Origin of the sequence: Lacrimispora sp. (assembly GCF_032078915.1) — a bacterium.
Classification (GTDB): domain Bacteria; phylum Bacillota; class Clostridia; order Lachnospirales; family Lachnospiraceae; genus Lacrimispora.
This window is the reverse complement of the sequence record NZ_DAMAUN010000047.1, coordinates 1-20,279: the sequence shown is the minus strand read 5'-3', so window position 1 is coordinate 20,279 and position 20,279 is coordinate 1. Positions and strand designations below refer to the sequence as shown.

At 41.5% G+C, this 20,279-nt stretch carries 14 protein-coding genes and 1 pseudogene; 8 read left to right on the top strand and 7 right to left on the bottom strand.

What is annotated here, in order from left to right:
- Window positions 1-6: 6 nt before the first annotated feature.
- The 3 genes from RT269_RS17655 to RT269_RS17645 all read left to right on the top strand — a co-directional run bounded on the left by RT269_RS17655 (window position 7) and on the right by RT269_RS17645 (window position 6,879).
- Window positions 7-5,490: an RHS repeat-associated core domain-containing protein gene (locus tag RT269_RS17655; protein WP_313184531.1), complete on the top strand. Its 5,484-nt coding sequence runs from the start codon at window positions 7-9 to the stop codon at window positions 5,488-5,490.
- 18 nt (window positions 5,491-5,508) lie between these two features.
- On the top strand, window positions 5,509-5,931 hold the full coding sequence (locus tag RT269_RS17650; protein WP_313184529.1) for a hypothetical protein: 423 nt from the start codon (window positions 5,509-5,511) through the stop codon (window positions 5,929-5,931).
- Between the two features lie 537 nt (window positions 5,932-6,468).
- A complete protein-coding gene (locus tag RT269_RS17645; RefSeq protein WP_313184528.1) occupies window positions 6,469-6,879 on the top strand; it encodes a contact-dependent growth inhibition system immunity protein in 411 nt (136 codons plus the stop codon).
- 545 nt (window positions 6,880-7,424) lie between these two features.
- On the opposite strand, the pseudogene RT269_RS30440 reads toward RT269_RS17645, so the two are convergent.
- From RT269_RS30440 to RT269_RS17635, 3 genes and pseudogenes are all read right to left on the bottom strand, one after another.
- Window positions 7,425-7,652 (bottom strand): annotated as a pseudogene (locus RT269_RS30440) (putative quinol monooxygenase); the annotation flags it as partial.
- A gap of 776 nt (window positions 7,653-8,428) precedes the next feature.
- Complete coding sequence (locus RT269_RS17640; RefSeq protein WP_313184566.1) at window positions 8,429-8,566, bottom strand: redoxin domain-containing protein; 138 nt, start codon at window positions 8,564-8,566, stop codon at window positions 8,429-8,431.
- Window positions 8,567-8,654: 88 nt separating this feature from the next.
- Window positions 8,655-11,090 carry a GH36-type glycosyl hydrolase domain-containing protein gene (locus RT269_RS17635; RefSeq protein ID WP_313184526.1) on the bottom strand — a complete coding sequence of 812 codons (2,436 nt, stop codon included), beginning with the start codon at window positions 11,088-11,090 and terminating at the stop codon, window positions 8,655-8,657.
- A 291-nt stretch (window positions 11,091-11,381) separates the two neighbouring features.
- Here RT269_RS17635 and RT269_RS17630 point away from each other — a divergent pair, with 291 nt between their 5' ends.
- From RT269_RS17630 to RT269_RS17610, 5 genes are read left to right on the top strand one after another with little or no spacing between them, the layout of a single operon-like run.
- Window positions 11,382-12,398: a LacI family DNA-binding transcriptional regulator gene (locus RT269_RS17630; RefSeq protein ID WP_313184525.1), complete on the top strand. Its 1,017-nt coding sequence runs from the start codon at window positions 11,382-11,384 to the stop codon at window positions 12,396-12,398.
- Between the two features lie 32 nt (window positions 12,399-12,430).
- Window positions 12,431-13,834, top strand: a complete 1,404-nt coding sequence (locus RT269_RS17625; RefSeq protein WP_313184523.1) for a carbohydrate ABC transporter substrate-binding protein — start codon at window positions 12,431-12,433, stop codon at window positions 13,832-13,834.
- A 54-nt stretch (window positions 13,835-13,888) separates the two neighbouring features.
- Window positions 13,889-14,821: a carbohydrate ABC transporter permease gene (locus RT269_RS17620; protein ID WP_313184522.1), complete on the top strand. Its 933-nt coding sequence runs from the start codon at window positions 13,889-13,891 to the stop codon at window positions 14,819-14,821.
- Window positions 14,821-15,660 (top strand): carbohydrate ABC transporter permease, encoded by an 840-nt coding sequence (locus RT269_RS17615; protein WP_313184520.1) that lies wholly within the window; start codon window positions 14,821-14,823, stop codon window positions 15,658-15,660. Before RT269_RS17620 ends, RT269_RS17615 begins: the two co-directional genes overlap by 1 nt.
- 4 nt (window positions 15,661-15,664) lie before the next feature.
- On the top strand, window positions 15,665-17,014 hold the full coding sequence (locus RT269_RS17610) for a GH1 family beta-glucosidase (RefSeq protein WP_313184518.1): 1,350 nt from the start codon (window positions 15,665-15,667) through the stop codon (window positions 17,012-17,014).
- An 81-nt stretch (window positions 17,015-17,095) separates the two neighbouring features.
- On the opposite strand, the gene RT269_RS17605 is transcribed toward RT269_RS17610, so the two are convergent.
- From RT269_RS17605 to RT269_RS17590, 4 genes are all read right to left on the bottom strand, one after another.
- Window positions 17,096-17,809, bottom strand: a complete 714-nt coding sequence (locus tag RT269_RS17605; RefSeq protein WP_313184517.1) for a hypothetical protein — start codon at window positions 17,807-17,809, stop codon at window positions 17,096-17,098.
- A gap of 118 nt (window positions 17,810-17,927) precedes the next feature.
- Window positions 17,928-19,064 (bottom strand): tyrosine-type recombinase/integrase, encoded by a 1,137-nt coding sequence (locus tag RT269_RS17600; protein ID WP_313184515.1) that lies wholly within the window; start codon window positions 19,062-19,064, stop codon window positions 17,928-17,930.
- 194 nt (window positions 19,065-19,258) lie between these two features.
- A complete protein-coding gene (locus RT269_RS17595) occupies window positions 19,259-19,825 on the bottom strand; it encodes an OB-fold protein (protein ID WP_313184514.1) in 567 nt (188 codons plus the stop codon).
- Window positions 19,826-19,894: 69 nt separating this feature from the next.
- The coding region (locus RT269_RS17590; protein ID WP_313184513.1) for an ImmA/IrrE family metallo-endopeptidase at window positions 19,895-20,279 on the bottom strand (385 nt) is incomplete at its 5' end.

Below are 20,279 nucleotides of genomic sequence, written 5' to 3'. Positions count from 1 at the left end.
GAATAGATGAAAGAGAACGAGATTATAGAGAATCACATTGATAAAAATGAATGGGAAGAGCCTGATACAAAGGCAGCGAAGGATGTATCAGGCGGAGAAGAGAATGAAGCAAAAGGTCGGGAAAACCTGTTTAGTCGGGCAGCCCTGCCTGCGGAGGAGGAAGAATTTTCCGATATAAAACAGTATCCGGAATCCCCATTTACCTACTTCGAAACAAATCAGGTAAATGTTCAATTAAGCACCGGCAATGTCCAATATGAGACAACAGATTTTGTACTGCCCGGTAGGGATGGGTTCGACGTATCCATTGCCAGACGCTATGACTCCGGCTGTGCCAATCTAGTGGATATGGATCCATATGTCAAAGGTGAAAAGCTAAAAACAGGTTCGAAAGATAACAGTTTTTACGCTAAGACTTATGGATTGGGATACGGCTGGTCTTTTGTCCTGCCGTCCATTGAGACAGTGCCGTATCTTAAATGTTCTAACCTGATCATATCTTATGATCCTCCAAAGTCAATTTTAATGGGACTACCCGGTTTTGATTATGTTCTGCACCTGGAAGACGGAAGAAGTTTAAAAATAAGCCGGTCTTCAGACAGATTTGAGGATTATGGTCTAAAAGATGTCAGTATCATTACCAGATCACGAACCATTCAACACCCCTATGCCAAAATTTCTAAAAGTTATGATATCATCATTGAATATAAGAATGGGAACAAGGACTATTTTAAAAATTTATCTGAAACTGTTGACGATCGAAATGGGCTGTTATCGCAGAGGTTTACACTGGCCGCCCGGCAGGATAAGTTTGGAAATGTGATTTGTTACGATTTAAAGGATTACGGCGGTATGGAGATTGTAGACACTTGGGGGCGTAAAATCAGCCTGGAGAAGACCGATTACGGACTTATCTGGAAATTGCCAGAAAGCAAGGCTGGAAAGGCATGTGAACTTTCCTACCATATCGATCAGGCGCAGCCGCTTAAGCTCACTGCAGTCGCAGACCCCGCAGGCCGTAAGACCCAATATAACTATTATAATCAAGAAGATTACAAGGGCATTATGAGTTATGCCTCCAAGAAAGTGGCAGGAAACACTACCGCAAATATGACACGTAAATATATGCTGCTAAAGAGTGTCACATACCCAAGTCATGCATCCACGCAGTTTACATATGGCCGGGAAATTGGTATTGAAAGTGAAACCGGTGGAAAAATTACCCATTTTGCATTAACAATGAAAGTGGATACCGCTGACGGAGCCGAATACAACCGGGGAGAATATAACTACAGGCTTGATTCCGGAGCCGCAAACAGCAATGGCAAGTATATTGAATATGCGGAAGTAAAACATCATCAGGACATTTTGGAAACCCATCAATTTGATGGGGAAGGGCAGCTAATAAAAAAGGAGGTTCGTCATCAGAATGCCCTTATTTCAAAAGGCGTATATAAATATAGCAATAAACTAATCGTGTCAGCCGTTGACCAAGTATTTGATAGAAACGATGAATCAAAATTTCTGAAAAAGGAAACCTCTTGGAAATATTCCGAAGATCGAAAAGCAGATATTATCCAGCTCATTGAAGAATATCCGGATGATCCTTCCTGCAACCAGGAAACCAATACAACCTATGGAGACTACAGCACCATTCTTAAAACAGAAAGAATAAATGGCTCTGGCCTGATCAAAGAAGAAAATGAACTTCATGAGGATTTGGGAAAGCGGGTTATAAAATATCATCAGGTCTATGAAAATGGAGTCTTAAAAGAAAAAATAGAATATGATTATAAGGATTCGAAGAATCCCTATTGTGTAACCAACGAAAGAAGGTATTTTCTGACAGGCAGCGGGAACCTGGAGCAATCAGTTGATTATGCTGAAACCATTTATAAATACAGTTCTCCATCCAGTACTGCCAGCAGATATACACATAATTCTATATCAAAAGAACAAACCGACATCCGAGATGCAGATGGCAAGCTCTTAGATCCAATCAAGGAAGAATTCCAATATGATAATTGGGGACGGATGGTCTACAAAAAAGATTCCAGGAATCAGGTGACTACCTACCTCTATGATGAGCTGGGACGGATGGTAGCAGAGACGCTCCCTGCGGTAGATGGCCAGAAGGCAGTAAATGAAACCTCTTATAATGACTCCTTAAACTTTATCACCACAACCGATGGAAATCACCAGAAAAAGCGGATTCAATACACACCCTTTGGACAGATTCAGCAGGTCTGCCTGGCCGTATCCAAGGAACCGGCCACTGGTGATGTTGTGCTCCAGGATTTCCGGTATAATTCATGGGGAGAGCTTACAGAAGCGGTTACATATGATGGGAACGGCACAGCACTGGATAATACAAGAAAGACCGAGCGTTATACTTACGATTCTTTTGGTCGGGTACTGTACCGCAGGATTCCCCAGGTGGGCTATGAAGAAACGTATGAATACAATGAGGTATTTACCGATCCAGCAGATGGAATAAAATACTTTCGCGAAGTAAAAAAAATCATAGGAGACGCCTCCGCTCCGGATATCGTGACAGAATGTTATAAAGACCAAAAAGGCCAGGTCAGGAAGGAATTTTTAGCCGGAGAAAGGTTGTTTACCTACGAATATGACAATGCAGGAAATAATATCTGTAAAACTGATGCCAGGAACAAAACAGAACGCTTGGAGTACGATTATGCAGGTCGTTTAGTAAGATCCATGCGGACAGACTCTGGTCAGGAGAGAATTACCAGCATTCAATACGATGCGTTAGGCAATAAACGGTTCCAATGGGATGAAGCCGGAAAGAAAACCGAATTCCAATACGATAAGGCAGGACGCCTTGTTCAAACGATAGCACCGTTTGACCAGTGCAACCAGAAAGTAAAATATTACTATGATGGAGCCGGTAATATCATATGGGAAAAGAAAGCTCAAAAGGAAGGCTGGCAGGAGACTCAGTATGTGTATGATGCCAGGAACCGTTTAACTGATACCTACCAGTACTTAAGCCCTGGCAATTGGATTAAGACTACCTGTCAGTATGATGGAATCAATCAGGTTATTCTAAGGAGAACCGGGGATACCCCATCTGGCCAAGGGCGGGAGGTGACAAAATACACCTATGACCGCTTTGGAAACGTCACAGCAATGACGGATGCCCGCGGCAGTACAGAATACTATGAGTATGACAAAACCGGAAGACTACAGAAAAAAACGGACAGGAACAAGGACCAGACCGTTTATCAGCATGATGCCTTAGAACGCATGATAAAAGAGACCGTGCAAAAGAGAACTCCTGATGGAATGGTAATCAGCGAGCGGGAGTATGCCTATGGTAAAAACGGCAAGAAGAACCGAGAAGTCAGCAGGGAATCCATGGGAGGAAAACAACCCCTCCTCCAGGAGACGAAATACCGCTACAATCCTAAAGGCCAGTTGTCCCGCCAGGACGATCCGGGAAATGTAAAGAAAGAATATACTTATGATATATATGGAAACCGACAGTCCTTTCAACTAACCCGGGAAGGAACCACAAGCCCGGTTGTCAGTCTGTATTATACGTATGATGATTTATACCGTTTAAGGCAGGTAAGAAAAAACAATGCTGCCGGGGTGGTACTGGCCGAGTACGAATACGATGAAAAGGGCAACCGTAAAACCCTCCGCCATCCGCAGTCTGGTATGGAAACCAGCTATCAGTATAATGATGGTAACCGGGTAATATCTTTGGAGAATAGACGGCAGGGATCCATGATTTCCGCATGGGAATACGGCTATGATCTGGATGGGAACATTTTAAGTAAGATCAACAAAGCCGGTTCTTCCCCAGTCACCATATCCTATCAATATGACCGACTGGGTCGTCTGACTGAAGAAGATTATTCCGGCTGGAAGCGGACACTTTATACCTATGATGCCTATTCCAACCGTGTGAAAATGATGGTGGAAGGAAGAACAAAGGATGAACTGGTCAGTGTTACCAATTATGAGTATGGTTTGAACAACCGGTTGGAAAAGGAGACAAAAAAGCAAGGGAAAACAACGGAAACGTATCGGTACCGTTATGATGATAATGGAAATGAAACTTTCCGGATTTGGGAGAAAACATCGCCAACACCAGACTATCCTGGAAATGTTAAGTTATCGGGGCATTATCAAAAGGAGACACCGACCGTTTATGAGTGGAGACATTATGATGGATTCAACCAACTGAGCCGGATCAACCAGGATGACAAAGAGATTCTATATCAGTACCGGGGAGATGGCCTGCGCCATAGTACCCAGGTGAGGGAACTGACCGAAAGCCAGGGTAAGACGAATCTGTTTTGCTGGGATGGAAATGATATCGTAGCGGAACAGACTGACGGTGAGCAGATTAAAATCTATATAAGAGGAATCAATTTGATTGCCGGAGAATTCGATCGTGTGGTATACTACTATATATTGAATGAGCATGGGGATGTAACCCAGCTATGGAGTCAAAGTGGAACGTGTAAAGCTTCGTATGAGTATGATGCTTTTGGAGTTGAGAGAAATCCAGATAAGGGGGATGAGAGTTCATTCCGGTATTGTGGGGAGTATCTGGACTTAGGGACGAATACCTATTACTTACGAGCAAGGAATTATAGATCTGTGACTGGGCGTTTTACAAGTGAGGATACACTCCGATGTGTTAAAAATCAATTACCAAATAAGCAAGAAGTGAGTGACCCGTTATCACTTAATCTGTATACTTATTGTCACAGCAATCCAGTATTTTATACTGATCCTAGTGGACATTTTGTACTTCCATTTTTGGTTGTTGCAGGATTAGCTGGTTTAGCAGCAGGAGCACTTGCAGGTGGAATAGCTTCATCACTTAATGGTAAATTTTCAATGAAGGCAGTTCTTCAGGGTGCAGCAATCGGAGGTACGATCGGCTTAACAGGAGGCGCGGCTCTTGCATATGGTGTTACTGGTAGTGCCCTTGCATCAACAGGTGCCGTTATGTCAGGTCTTGGATTTGGTGCAACAACAGTGGGTCATGCTGGAGCAACAGGTTTTGTGCAGGCTCGGCAGATTCTACAGGTACAACAAATGGGAACTGGCGAAGGGGCAGGGAACCCTGCTGAATTAGCAAGTCGTTGGCAGGGGAGTATAGATTATCCAGGTGTTGATAATTGGATTAATGTTACTCTTGAAAAAGGTACTAAAGTATGGGGCGGTGCACCCGGTCAAAGTAATTTCTATACTACTGATGCCATAATGAAATTGGTTGAAACTGATGCAACTAAGTTATATCAAGGAATACAAGTTGGGAAGGGTATTTACCCTACATATAGAGCCGGCATGACAATGTATGAAGTTATGGAAAACATTACTGTTGGGTATGCAGAAACCTTGGCTAATCCTCAATACGGTGCTGGTGGTTTTCCCCAATACTTTATTAAAAACTATCAAAGTGTATTACAACCAATACTGACAAGAATCATGACTAATAGATAATATCAGGAGGATCGTATATTGATTAATATTCAAAATGGTAATATAGATATAGATAATATAAACTTTACTATTAAACAAAAACTAACAAAAGATGAATTTATTAGTTCAAATTTGTTTGCTGATGTGTTAAATAATGATGAATATGGATATACACGATATTACATAAAACCACAAATAATATGTGGTGATAAGTTTGCCATTTCTTTGATTTTTAATCCAGATGGGTTTTTATATATGGCAAATATTGGAATACAGTCGGATGATGTTATCTCATCATGGGAAAACTGGTCAGAGAGTAGAGAGATGCAGAAAAAAGAGTTTCATGATAGGTGGTTGAAAAAGAATATTGGCCAGCCACCATACAACTACACATGGGGCTTGATGGCATCATCTTATGATCCTCGTTCTGGCTCAAGTAGCATTAACATTACGTATAAGTAAATACATTTTTTAAACAAAACGTGCTCAAAGCCTATAAGGATTGTCTTATGAACTTAGGATAAGGACTAAAAAGAATCTGATTCAATAAAATCCTGATCATACAATGTTATGGTCTGGATTTTAGATTATACATTTAATCTTATAATTTTGAGCAGGCTCGGCAGTTACTGCAGGCACAACAAATGAGAGCTGGTGACGACACGGGGTATGTAGTTGAATTGACTCGCGCTCAAAATAGGAATATCAATACTTTGAAAAACATAAATGAGAATAATCTAACTGATGGAGATTTTAGTGGTACTTTAGCAGATCTTTAAGGTAAGCCAATACTTAAACCAGGTGGAGGTTTCTGGGATCACTTAACTGAAAGGAAACAATCTTATACTGGTTTGCAGGGAGTTAAAAGCGGACTAGTAGGTTCATTGAAAATCCTAATTTAGCTCAAGAGGTAAGGGCTGTTTTGTAAGGTAATTTGGATAAAGCAAACTTATATATTAACAAAATCCAAGAACTATTTGCTCCGTTTGTAGGTATAAAATGAGTAATACATTAAAAGATATTTACCATCTTGATTATGATAAATCCAATTTCAATAGTGGTCTTATCAGTTGGTATAATAATCTTATTAATAAAACTGTAGATGAACTGAATGTAGTTGATGTGTCGAAAATGGCCCGTCAAAACATTTTAAAAGATGTTGCCACTGCCAGAGCCATCGAAATATTTCTTTACGACCCTTTCGATGGAGAAATGCAAGATGGAGATTTGTTTTCATTAATAATCTCACATGGATCTGAAGTTAGTAAAAATGGAAATAAACGTGAAGAGCTGATAAAAGTTATTAATAAACTAGAATCAAATTATTACGATTTTGATTGGTCGTATGAGAGTATTAAAAACTCATACAAGCATAATATTAACATCTTAAAACAATTTATTAGCGCTTGAATGATAACAGCTACAAAACCTAATTATGTCGGGTTCTGTAGCTGTTTGTTTAAATATGCTTTTTGCATGATCTCAAAGGTAATCTTCATACCTAAGCAGAAACTGTCCGCAAAGTTGTCTGCTACTGAATTAAACCTTTGATTATGTCTACTTGATAGGGAACGGTTCAATATAGAACTGATAGTTTTTTTACATATAAGTTATTCAGTAAAACCCATATTTAACTGAGTAACAGGAAGTTTAGGCCCAGCTTTTCTGCTGTAATAATATCCCTGCAACATGGTGCAATTGCGCAGCGGTATCAATGTATGAATGATTTTCGTGCAGTATTATCTGCAGCCATACTGGTAGTGTTATAAAGTAACGTCTGGTGCTGGTACTTTTAAAAAGTAATTTAGATAAATTGTTTTCCATCATATCACCTCAAAAATATGGTGTGTGGAATGGAAAAAAATTATGCAGGAAGTATCTGGCTGTCGAAAAAATCAGCATTTTAGAGAGCATTAATGTATTCCTTGGGAATTAATTAACATCTACACCATAGTTTAAAATAGCTTTTTATATATCAGAACAGGTAATTCCTTTTCATACAATGAGAGTTTTTCAACTAAAGTGATGAAATGTGGCATCTTAGTATGATGTTGTAAAGCTTCGATATCCTCCCATTCTTCTATTAAAGTTAGGTTATTAGGATTATTTAGTTCTTGGAATAATTCATAAGTGATGCAACCAGGTTCTTTTATAGTTTCAGAAACCAGCAGTTTATAGATTTGTAGAGCCTCAGATAAATGGTTTTACTTTATGACGCTTCTTGCAATTACTTTAATCATATTTTTCTCCTAGTTTAGATTATTTTCTTTTAGCTTAACATAATAGGTAAATATAATATACCCAATTTTAATTAAACAAAGATCGTCTGAATGGAGGAATAGCATTCGAGAATAGATAAATATTACGATATTCAGTGTAAGATATGTGGATTCAATCGAAGTACAGATTTTAAATTTGAATGGAGCATCTGAGATAAAGAAAATTCCGTGATACTGGGTGAGGCTGCCTTTATTATTGATAATATTAAAGCAGCGGGTTTTCGCCCCACTAAAACGATAATTTTTGGAATGAAGAATATTAACCAGGCTTTCCAAAAACTTCATTCAGTTAAATACTTGAGGGATTATTTAATAATATAAATAGATTTGACAAAGACAAAGGAGAACTGGTGAGGTCCGTAGCCCAGGATTTTACTGACCAAGAGATACAAAACAAAAAAGTTAAAAGTATCAACCGAGCTGACAACATTACTCCTGAGCCTTAGAACGTATAAAAGGCTGTATAAACTATCAGAAGTTGTTTTATCATTTATGGAGCAATTTTAAAAATAAGTAGATTGTTTCGAGTCTTGTGGCTAGTCGAAATAATGTCTATTTTATAATATTAGATAGCGAACCCGCAGTAAAGGCTAGAATGCTTGCCTTCACAGCGTTTCCGCTATCTTAGGTTAGGATGCTGTACTTAAGACATAATTTCTAAAACATTTTTTAGATCATTTTCATTTTGAGATAAACTTTCCAACTATATTCAATGTAAAATCGCCTGGATGAGAAAATAGAACCACCCATTGCCCACTGAAATCGGACAGCTTCAGCGGTCCAAATGTTGTCATAGCAGTAAAATCAGGGGCCTGCATACCAATGTTAACGTTCATAGCTGATTCTTGAAATTAACTCGTGTTATTATATGACAATATCAATAAGGTATTTCCAAATTATTATCGCCTATTCCCAAGTAATCGAAATATGGTATTCCCTTTTCCCCTCCACATAAGGAATTTCCGTTCCTTCCACAGGTTTCCCATCCACCAGCATGGAACGAGTTCCATGATCACTCTCTTTGGTATGATCCACATGGATATAATAATCTGCTCCCCGGAATTTACGGACGGCGGAAAATTCCCCGATGGAATCCGGCAGGCATGGGTCTACGATTAACCCGTTGAAACCAGGGCGGATCCCTAAGATATGCTGGGAAATACATGCAAATGACCATGCAGCCGTTCCGGTCAGCCAGCTGTTCTTAGCTTCTCCGAAATGAGCCGCATCCTTACCTGCAATCATCTGTGCATAAACATAAGGTTCTGCTTTATAGGTTTCACTGTTGTCTTCCATATAGGCCGGAGAAGTGCGCCGATAGACTTCAAATGCCCGGTTACCCCTTCCGATCATAGTTTCTGCAATGGAAATCCAGGGGTTGTTGTGACAGAAAATACCTGCGTTTTCCTTGTAGCCAGGAGGATAAGAGGAGATCTCTCCAAGGTTTTCCTGGTAGCCGGTGTATGCCGGCTGCAGCAGAACGATACCACAGGCCGTATCCAGCTTCTCTTTTACGCTGTCCAAAGCTTTTTTTGCATGGCCTTCTTTAATGCCGATACCACCCATGACGCAAAAACCTTGTGGTTCAATAAAGATCTGTCCTTCCCTGCATTCGCTGGATCCCACCTTCTGGCCGAATGCATCATAGGCGCGCAAAAACCAGCTGCCATCCCAGCCATATTCGATTACGGCATCGTATACTTCCTGTACAGAAATCTCTGCTTCCTCTGCTTCGGTTTTTAATCCCATCAAGCGGCAAACTTCAGCATACTCTTTTCCGTATTTTACAAACATTCCTGCGATCATCAGGGATTCTGCTACAGGACCCTCCGAGGGACCGGTGGTTTGAAAGGACTCTCCGGGCTCTGTAGAAAAGCAGTTTAAATTCAGACAGTCATTCCAGTCAGCCCGCCCAATAAGAGGCAGACCATGGGGGCCCAGGTGGGTCCTGGTAAATTGAAAGGAACGCCTCAAATGTTCCATAAGCGGCTGGCTTTTCTCCAGGTCATTATCAAAGGGTACGGATTCCTCTAAAATACTTAAGTCCCCGGTTTCCCTGATATAAGCGGATACACCGGCAATGAGCCACAAAGGATCGTCGTTGAATCCGCTTCCGATGTCCATATTCCCCTTTTTTGTAAGAGGCTGATACTGGTGATAGGCGCGTCCATCCTCAAACTGGGTGGAAGCAATGTCGATGATTCGTTCCCTGGCCCTTTCGGGGATCATATGTACGAACCCAAGCAGATCCTGGCAGGAATCCCGAAAACCCATGCCGCGGCCGGTACCAGACTCGTAATAGGAGGCGGAGCGGGACATATTAAATGTTACCATGCACTGATACTGGTTCCAGATGTTTACCATGCGGGCTGTTTTCTCATCGGCCATGGTAACGGAGTAGTTGGAAAGCAGCTCTTCCCAGTAATGCTTTAATGCGGCGAGAGCCTCATCAACCTGTTGGTCTGTCTGATACTTTGACAGAACAGCCAGGGCCGGTTCTTTGTTGATGACATTGGGAGCAGTCCATTTTTGTTCCTTAGGATTCTCTGCATATCCCAGCACGAAGATGAAACTGGTCTCTTCCCCGGGATCTAAATGGAGTGTTAATCGGTGGGAGCCGATGGGAGACCAGCCGCTTGCCATGGAATTCCCTGAGATGTTATTTTTAACCATAAGGGGCATCTGGTTGGAGCCGTATACACCGACAAAAGTGTTTCTGTCTGTGTCAAACCCCTGAATATCTGAATTGACAGCGTAATAAGCGTAATGGCTGCGCCTCTCTCGATACTCTGTCTTATGGTAAATGACTGAGCCTTCTACCTCTACTTCTCCGGTGCTTAAATTCCGCTGAAAATTGGTCATATCATCCACTGCATTCCATAAACAGAATTCCACATAGGAGAACAGGGTAAAATCTTTTGATTCCCCGCTTTCATTTTTCAGGATAACCTTATGGATCTCGCAGGTGTCATGCAAAGGCACAAAGGCTGTAACTGCGGCAGATAAGCCATTTTTTATTCCCTGGTAGCGGGTAACTCCCAGTCCGTGCCGGCATTCATAAAAATCCAGGGGTGTCTGGGTGGGCTGCCAGCCAGGATTCCAGATGGTGCCGTTATCATTGATATAATAGTAGTGTCCGTTGCTGTCCAGAGGGACGTTGTTATAGCGGTACCGGGTCAGCCTTAACAGCTTTGCATCTTTATAGAAGCTGTAGCCGCCTCCGGTGTTGGAAACCAGGGAGAAGAAATCTTGGCTGCCCAGATAATTGATCCACGGAAGGGGAGTATCTGGGGTTGTAATAACATACTCTTTTTCCTGGTCGTCGAAATATCCATATTTCATAATCGAATAACCCCTTTCTGATTAGGTGATAAATTTACTTAATTCGACATTTTACGAAAACGATTAAGAACAGAATTAGGGAGATATAGGGCCATAATAACTCATTCATTTTTAAATTACAATAGGTATTTATAAAAAATAATAGTACCATGCTTGATTGTTGGTAAAATTACATAAATAATATTGAGTAAAACTATATAAATTAGATAAAAAAACAAAAATATATTGCTTTTTCTTCTGGAAAGGAGTATATTGAGGTTACGAAAACGATTAAGTAAAAGGAAGAGACATATGATTTCAATGAAGGAACTGGCACAGCATTGTGGAGTATCTGTTGCCACAGTAAGCAAAGCACTTAACGACCAGAGTGACATCGGGGAGAGTACTAAAACCAGGATCAAAGAAGCAGCGGTAGAGCTGGGATATTATCCCAACGCAGCTGCAAGGTCTTTAAAGACAAACAGAAGCTACAATATCGGCGTTTTATTTGTTGACGAGGCCAACAGCGGCTTGACTCATGAGTATTTTGCTGCGGTACTGGAAGCCTTTAAGGTCGAAGCGGAGAAACAGGGGTATGATATCACGTTTATCAATAGTCAGATAGGAACGAAGAAAGTCTCCTATTATGATCACTGTAAATACAGAAATGTGGACGGCGTGGTAATCGCCTGTGTAAATTTTGATAACCCGGAGGTGATCGACCTTTTGGGAGGCGACATTCCTGTAGTTACCATTGACCACATCCACGAAAACTGTTCCTCGGTTTTGTCCGATAACATTAAGGGAATCCAGTCCCTGATGCAATATATCTATGAAAATGGTCACAGAAAGATTGCATACATCCACGGACAGATAAATACGGCCGTTACAAAGGCAAGACTTACAAGCTTTTACCGGTTTATGGAGAGTCACGATCTGTATATTCCGGACAATTATGTATTGGAAGCAGATTATCTGGATGTCAGCCAGGCCATGGCATACACCAGGGAACTGCTGGACAGAAAGGATCCCCCCACTTGTATTTTATACCCGGACGATACGGCATTAATCGGCGGATTAAATGAAATACGGGCGAGAAACTTAAAGGTTCCGGAGGATATCTCCATTGCCGGATATGATGGCAGCCGGATCTCGCAGCTGTTGAATCCCAAACTGACGACCATACATCAGGATACGGCCGCCATTGGTATGCAGGCCGCTAAAAAATTAATAAGCTCCATCGAAAAACCCAAGACAACTTTTACAGAACAGATCATTGTGGAAGGAGAGCTGTTAAAAGGAGAATCGGTTGGAAAAGCAACTATATAATGATAGTTCATATCAGAAAAGGAGAGGGTAATATGAGGAAGAAAGTAGTAAGCGGTTTGCTGTGTGCAGCAATGGCAGCAATACTGATTGGAGGCTGCAGTTCCAAGAGCACTCAAGATACTCAGAGCGGAAGTGGAACTCCTGAGACCACCAGTAAGGAAGCAACGGAAGAAAAGGGGGCTGGCAGTACAGAGGGGAAGGTCGTGAATATCTATGTCTGGAATGATGAATTCAAGGCAAGATATGAGGATTATTATGCTTCCAAGCTGCCAGAAGGGTATACGGTGAACTTTATAACAACTCCAAGTGAAAACAATGCGTATCAGAATGCTCTTGATGAGGCTCTGTTAAATCAGGCTGATGCAAAAGCAGATGATAAAGTCGATATGTTTCTGGTAGAAGCAGATTATATTTTGAAATATGTGAATTCCGACAGTACCACTAATTTGAAGGATATCGGCATCACGGATCAGGATATGTCCAAGCAATATAACTATACCAAGGAGATTGCCCAGGATGCAAGCGGTGCGCAGAAGGGGATTTCCTGGCAGGGCTGCCCTGGACTTTATATTTACCGTCGTTCCATTGCAAAGGCTGTGCTTGGAACCGACGATCCGGAAGAAGTCCAGAAGGCAATCAATGATTGGGATTCCTTTGACAAGACTGCGGAAAAGATGAAAGAAAAAGGGTATTATATGGTATCCGGTTTTGATGATACCTATCGTACCTTTTCCAATAACGTTTCTGCTCCCTGGGTTGATGGAACTAAGGTTGTCATTGATCCTAACATGGAAAAATGGGTGGAGCAGACAAAAGATTATACGGATAAGGGATATAACCAGAAGACCATCCTTTGGGCAGCAGAATGGGCGGCTGGCCAGGGACCGGAAGGAAAAGTATTCGGCTACTTCATGCCTGCATGGGGTGTGGATTTCGTTATGGCAGGAAACTCCCTTGAAAAAGCAGAAGCGGATGGCGGAAAACAGGAAGTAGGGAATGGCTGCTACGGTGACTGGGCGGCAACCATTGGCCCGGAGTCCTATAACTGGGGCGGAACCTGGATTTGTGCAGCTAACGGAACCGATAATGCGGATATTGTAGCGGACATTATGAGAACCATTTGCTGTGATGATGCAACAATGAAAAAGATCGTAGAAGAAAAGAATGACTTTGTCAATAACAAGGCAGTTATGGAAGAATTGGCAAAGAGTGATTATAAGTCCCAATTCCTCGGAGGGCAGAATCCGCTTCAGATGTATTGCGATGCGGCGGAAAAAATTGATATGAGTAAAATCTCTCCTTATGACCAGGGCCTTAATGAAGAATTCCAGACTGCAATGCATGATTACTTTAATGGGGCTGTTGACAAAGATACGGCACTGAAGAATTTTTACACCGCAATTACTGAAAAGTACCCGGAATTAAAGACAGAATAGTTATAAGCTGCAGGGCGGGGATATCCCGCCCTGCATAAAACAGGAGGTTTTGCAATGGTAAAAGAAAAGAAGGCAAAGACCAGAAAAAAAATCAGCTATGCGAAATGGGGATATATTTTTCTGATACCATTTTTTGCCACTTATTTGATATTCTCCTTTATCCCCCTGGTAAATACTTTTTATAACAGCCTGTTTGAAAATTATCGTTCCGGATTGACGCAGATCGGCCCTAACTTTGTAGGACTGCAAAATTACGCATCTATTTTTCAAAGTGACTTACTTAAGTATCTGGGCAATACCATGATCCTTTGGATCATTGGCTTTATTCCCCAGATTATCATTTCATTGATCCTGGCAGTCTGGTTTGCGGATTTCAGGTTAAGGTTAAAAGGAAGCACTTTCTTTAAGACCATTATCTATATGCCAAATGTCATAATGGCGGCTTCTTTTGCCATGCTGTTTTTTGCTCTGTTCTCCGATGACGGCCCTATGAATAACCTGCTTATCAATCTTGGGATTTTAAACAGCCCTTTCCGTTTCCTTGCAACCGTATGGGGAACCAGGGGGCTGATCGGGCTCATGAACTTTATGATGTGGTTCGGAAATACAACGATTCTTTTGATGGCTGCGATTCTTGGTGTGGATTCATCTTTATTTGAAGCGGCTTCCATTGATGGAGCAAAGTCTCTGCAGATATTCACAAAGGTAACCATGCCCACCATTAAGCCTATTTTTATTTATGTCCTGATCACCTCCCTGATCGGGGGTCTGCAGATGTTTGATGTACCTCAGGTACTGACAAATGCAAAGGGGAGTCCGGACAGAACCAGTACTACCCTGATCATGTTTTTGAATAACCATCTTTACAGTAAAAATTATGGCATGGCAGGTGCCTTATCGGTAATACTCTTTGTTATTACGGCAGCACTCAGTCTGGTGGTATTCTTTGTACTGACCAGTGCAGGGAAAAAGAGAGGAGGAAAGTAATGGGCAAGATGATGAATATAAAGAAGGCAGTTGCCTATGTGTTTTTGTCACTTTTGGCGTTTTTATGCCTCTTCTTCTTTTATTGCCTGATCATAAATGCAACCAGGTCTCATCCGGAGATTTCAAAGGGATTTTCTTTTATTCCGGGTAAGTCCTTTGGTTCCAATTTGTATAACGTACTTCATAATAAGAATCTTCCGGTCGTTTATGGGATCGTCAACAGTCTTCTGATAGCCGGTAGCTCTGCGGCGCTTGCGGTATATGTTTCGGCTTTGACTGCTTATGCCATCCATGCTTATGAATTCCGGCTGCGAAATGTGGTTTATCTGTTTATTGTTCTGATTATGATGATTCCCAATCAGGTAACGACTCTTGGCTTTTTAAGACTGATCAGCAGAATGGGGCTTATGGACAGTTTTGTTCCTCTTATCCTTCCTTCCATGGCTGCTCCGGTGGTATTTTATTTCATGGTTTCCTATTTTGAGAGCAATCTTCCCCTTGAGATAATCGAATCGGCAAGAATCGATGGATCCCATGAATTCTATACCTTTAATACGATTGTAATTCCCATTGTTAAGCCGGCACTTGCGGTACAGGGTATCTTTGCATTCGTGGCTTCCTGGAATAATTACTTTGTACCCTCTTTGGTACTGAAATCCAATGCTAAAAAGACATTGCCGATTCTGATTGCACAGCTTCGTAGTGCCGATTTCCTGAAGTTTGACATGGGGCAGGTTTATATGCTGATTACCATAGCAATTGTTCCGGTAGCGATTATTTATTTATGCTTATCTAAATTTATTATCGGCGGTGTGACTGCCGGCAGTGTGAAAGGATGAAGAGATGAATTTCAAAAAGGACTTTATATGGGGGACTGCGACTTCCTCGTACCAGATCGAGGGAGGCGCACAGGAAGATGGCAAAGGCCTTTCCATCTGGGATGTATTTGCCCGGGAGGAGGGAAAGATCTTTGAGGGACATACCGGTGAGCAGGCCTGTGATCATTACCACCGCATGAAAGAGGATGTAGCTTTGCTCGGAGAATTGGGAGTAAAAGCGTACCGGTTCTCTATTTCCTGGCCCAGGATTTTTCCTAAGGGCTGTGGTTCATTAAATGAAAATGGATTAAAGTTTTATTCCGATTTAGTGGATGAATTGCTGAAATACGGAATCACTCCTTATGTGACCCTTTATCACTGGGATTATCCCAATGAGCTGGAGATGCAGGGCGGCTGGCTGAATCCGGCAAGTCCGGAATGGTTTGCCTCTTATGCGGAAGCCGTGGCAAAAGCGTTGGGAGACCGTGTAAAGCATTTCTTTACCTTCAATGAACCGCAGATATTTACCTGGCTTGGATATGACAAATGCATTCATGCTCCCGGGATCAAATACCCGGTGGAAAGATTGCTTATCATGTGCCGTCATATTGCGCTGGCTCATGGAAGGGCGGTACAGGAGATAAGGAAATGGGTACCGGGCAGCAGGGTTGGTTATGCGCCTACCTGCGGCAATGCTTATTGGCCTGTTGATGAAACTGATGAACTGATCGATGCTGCCAGAAGGCTTCAGAATTCCTTTGGAAAAGAAGATTGGATTTACTCCTCTGCATTCTGGAATGAACTGTTTTTAAAAGGAACATTTCATGATAAATGCAAAGATTTATTTGGCCCTCTGCTTCCGGTTATTACGGAAGAAGAACAAAAGCTCATTAGCCAGCCTCTGGATTTTTGCGGGATGAATCTATATCAGGGGACCTCAGTCTGCCATGATAACCAGGGAAAGCTTTTGCTTGGAAAGCTTCCGGTCGGACATGGAAAGACCGGAATGGGGTGGCCGATCACGCCAAAGGCCATGTACTGGGCGGTCCGCAATTTCTATGAGACCTATGGGCTTCCTGTGATTATTACGGAAAATGGTATGTCTGCTCTCGATGTGGTTTCTCTGGATGGGGGAGTTCATGACCCTGGCCGGATTGATTACCTTAAGCGTTATCTTACAGAGCTGGAGCGGGCAATTGCTGATGGAGTGAATGTCATTGGGTATTTCATTTGGAGTTTTTTAGATAACTTTGAATGGGAAAAGGGGTACGACGACAGATTCGGAATTGTTTTTGTAGATTATGAAAGCCAGACCAGGATTCCCAAGGACAGTTTTTATTGGTACCGGGATTTAATAAAGGAAAAAATTATATAATGAGACAAACAAAGTGCGGTTCCAAATCCAGGAACCGCACTTTGTTTGTATTCTTGTTATTTACTTATCATATAGCACAGCTTAAGATTCTGCTTGATCCTCTGTCTGTACGTCTGGTGTTTCCTCTTCTTCAATGCTTTCGCCCTGGGGGGTAATGGTTACATGAAGCTCATTGCCGATATTGTCTTTGGCAGTGATGTTTAAATTGTCCTTTATAAGCTCAAAGGTCACACGCCCTGTACTCCGGTCTATGGACAGGGGAGCAATATCCTGGTTGTCCTCATCACAGGCGGAAATGGAGGAATAATCCACGCCGGACTGGCTGTCTTCCAAACGGAAGGAAAGAATTCCGTTTTCAACTATATTATCCTTAATGACTGGAGGTGTGTCATCTAAAACATCCACCTGCTCATCTAAAACGGTCTTCATTTTGTTAAAGCATGTAAGCTTTACTGCAAGTGTTCCGTTGCTTTTAAGGACTGCAGAATAGGTCTTAAAGCCTGTTTTCGTCATCTCAACGGGTGAACCGTTTAAAGCAACCTCCATGCTATTCACAGGAAGCAGGGATTTGATCTTAAGCTCCATGGTTGTGGATATATAATCGCTGCTTTCACCGATCGTAATCTCGCCTTTTGGTCTGGAAGTCACCAGAAAAAAGATCAGGCCATTAATAACGATGAAAGGAAGCACATAAAACAGAAGGACCGATAGAAAACCGTTTTTCCCTGCATCATTTCTGTTGCCGGAGCGCGTTTTTCTGCGGTTTGATCTGACTTGATTGTTATATTGGTTCATACTGGTTCCTTTTCCTCCTGATGGTTTTTACGCCTATAAGCATATCAGAAAATGATGGATCTTACAAGATTATCTATCAAATCGTAATAATTTAATTTATTCTTACAGAATGCTGTGTTTATGCGTGTTTCAGGGGTATCACTTTACCATTTGACTGCATTTTGACTGCATTGTAGTAATTCTCAAGCTTATCTACTTGCACATCCGTGTAGCCGAAATGAGTATAGGTATCAAGAGTGGTTTTAATGTCATCATGACCTAAGAGGTATTGAGCCTGTTTAATGTCCATCCCTGATTTGTATAAGTCACTGGCGTAAGTGTGCCGGAACATGTGTAAAGTAATATCATTTGCAATTGGGGTATCTGAAACTGCCTGCAGCTTTTTCAAGATTTTTTTCCAACGAAAGTTCATTGTTCCATCGGAGATATATCCTCCGTTCCTAGAGGTGAAAAGAATACCCGTCCTGCACTTAATATATTTTGAAAGAATCTCTAGCAGAAAGGCTGGTATAGGCACTTGTCGTTTTCCGGCAGTTGTTTTCGTGTACTCTTGCAGACATGACTCTCTTCTTTTGCTGGCAATCAGGGACTTGTTAATATTGATCCGTTTTTTCTTTAGATCTATGTCACTTACATTCAGGGCCAGAGCCTCGTTTTTTCGCAGCCCAGTGTAAAGAAGAAGATTGACAAAACAAAGTTCAAAACTATCCAGATCGGCTTTTATTATAAGCTGTCGTTCTGCCGGAGTGATAGATCGCTTACTCCGCTTTTGGCAATTCTTTATTCTCTTCATTCCAAGAGTAATGTCCTTTGCTGTGATGTCTTTTTGTACGGCATATCGTACGATTGCCCTTATCCGGGACAGGCAAAAGTTATACTGTGCCAACTTACCAGACTTTAGCATCGATGCCCGAAATGCTTCGATATGGCTCTGTTTTAAGTCCTTGATCTTTATGTCTCCTATGTGTGAATTTATCGTGCTCAACTGCCCTTTAATCGTGGTGACGGATTGTTCCCTGATACTACCTATCTTTTCATTCGCAAGCCATAGTTCGGACAGCTCCCGGAAGGTCATGTTCTCTTCCTGCAGAATAATCCCCTTATCCTTTAGGCTCATAAAATCCCTATAATTCTTGTCTAGTTCTTTTTGCGTTTTCCCGTAGATGGTTTTACGAACAGGTTTCCCATTTTTCATACCTATGGTTACCTGTTTTGCATATCGGCCGTCCTTTCTTTTCTTCATTTTCTCAGCCATAATATCATTTCCTTTCGTGAGTTGTGATGTCACAACTTATTTTTGGGTACAAAAATACGCCCCTTGCCAGGACGTTCCGAAAATGATATAATTCTACTGACTAGGTAGTTATATCTTTCCGGAAGCCCGGTAAGAGAAAATCTATGTAAAGCCGTTCGGTGTTACCAGCACCGGGCGGTTTTTGTATTTCATATTTATTTTATTTCTGTGATATCAAGCGAATATCCTAATACCTCGCCTACTTGCGTTACCTTACCTTTTAAAGTAACCGCCTCGCCTTTTGTCATTCCTGCGACCTTGCTTTTCTGATCATCATTCTTTATATAACATTGAATGCCGATAATTGCAAAAGCTTCATCTGAAGGTGTTAAAGATATGTATTTGCCATCTGAGTCTATATTGCTAAGTTCTCCCGTGATTTCCACATACTGTCCTTTATATTTTTCACTTGCATTCAGGGCGTTTGCTTTTAAATCACTCATCATATCGCCCACACTATAGGCAGTATATTCAATTGCTGCTTCCGTAACTTCTGCGGTTGTAACTTTAGCTCCGGCTTCTGCGGCAGGTCCGGATTGGGTCTTATTAGAGCCACCTCCTGATGCCGCGCCAATAATTCCGAGCACGACAACAGCAGCTATAGCAATTAAGCCGCCTTTTCCTTTTTGCTTTTTGCGGCACTGCGGACATATCTTCGCACCATAAGGTATCTCTGTTTTGCAATGCTTACAAATTTTTGTTGTTGGTTTTTCTTTTCCCATACTCATTTCCTTCTTTCTTAATGATGTTATTAAAAAGCCTATGGCTATTTTAATCTTATTGTAGAACTTTTATTTCGCTACACTCCCCGTCATTCTATAAATATTAAATGGCTCAAATAATATTATGTATTCACCCTTTTGGAAACCGAGGCCATACTTTGAATGGTAACAATCTATTGCTTCTTGGAGAAATGACTCTGTTACACAAAGATGTTCGGCAATCTCATACCGATTACGGCAACCAGCTTCCTTAGCGGAAATTATTTTTTCTATTGTCACCATTTTATTATAGGCCCAAAGCCTTGCAAAATTTTCCTGTTTCTGATTAGCGCTACTTTCCATATTTAAAATTATACCAGAAGATGTATGATGGTGCCCTAATTCTTCAGCAAGTATACATGCTTTTTCTACACACGTTTCAACGCGATTACTAATTGCTATAGACCCATCACAG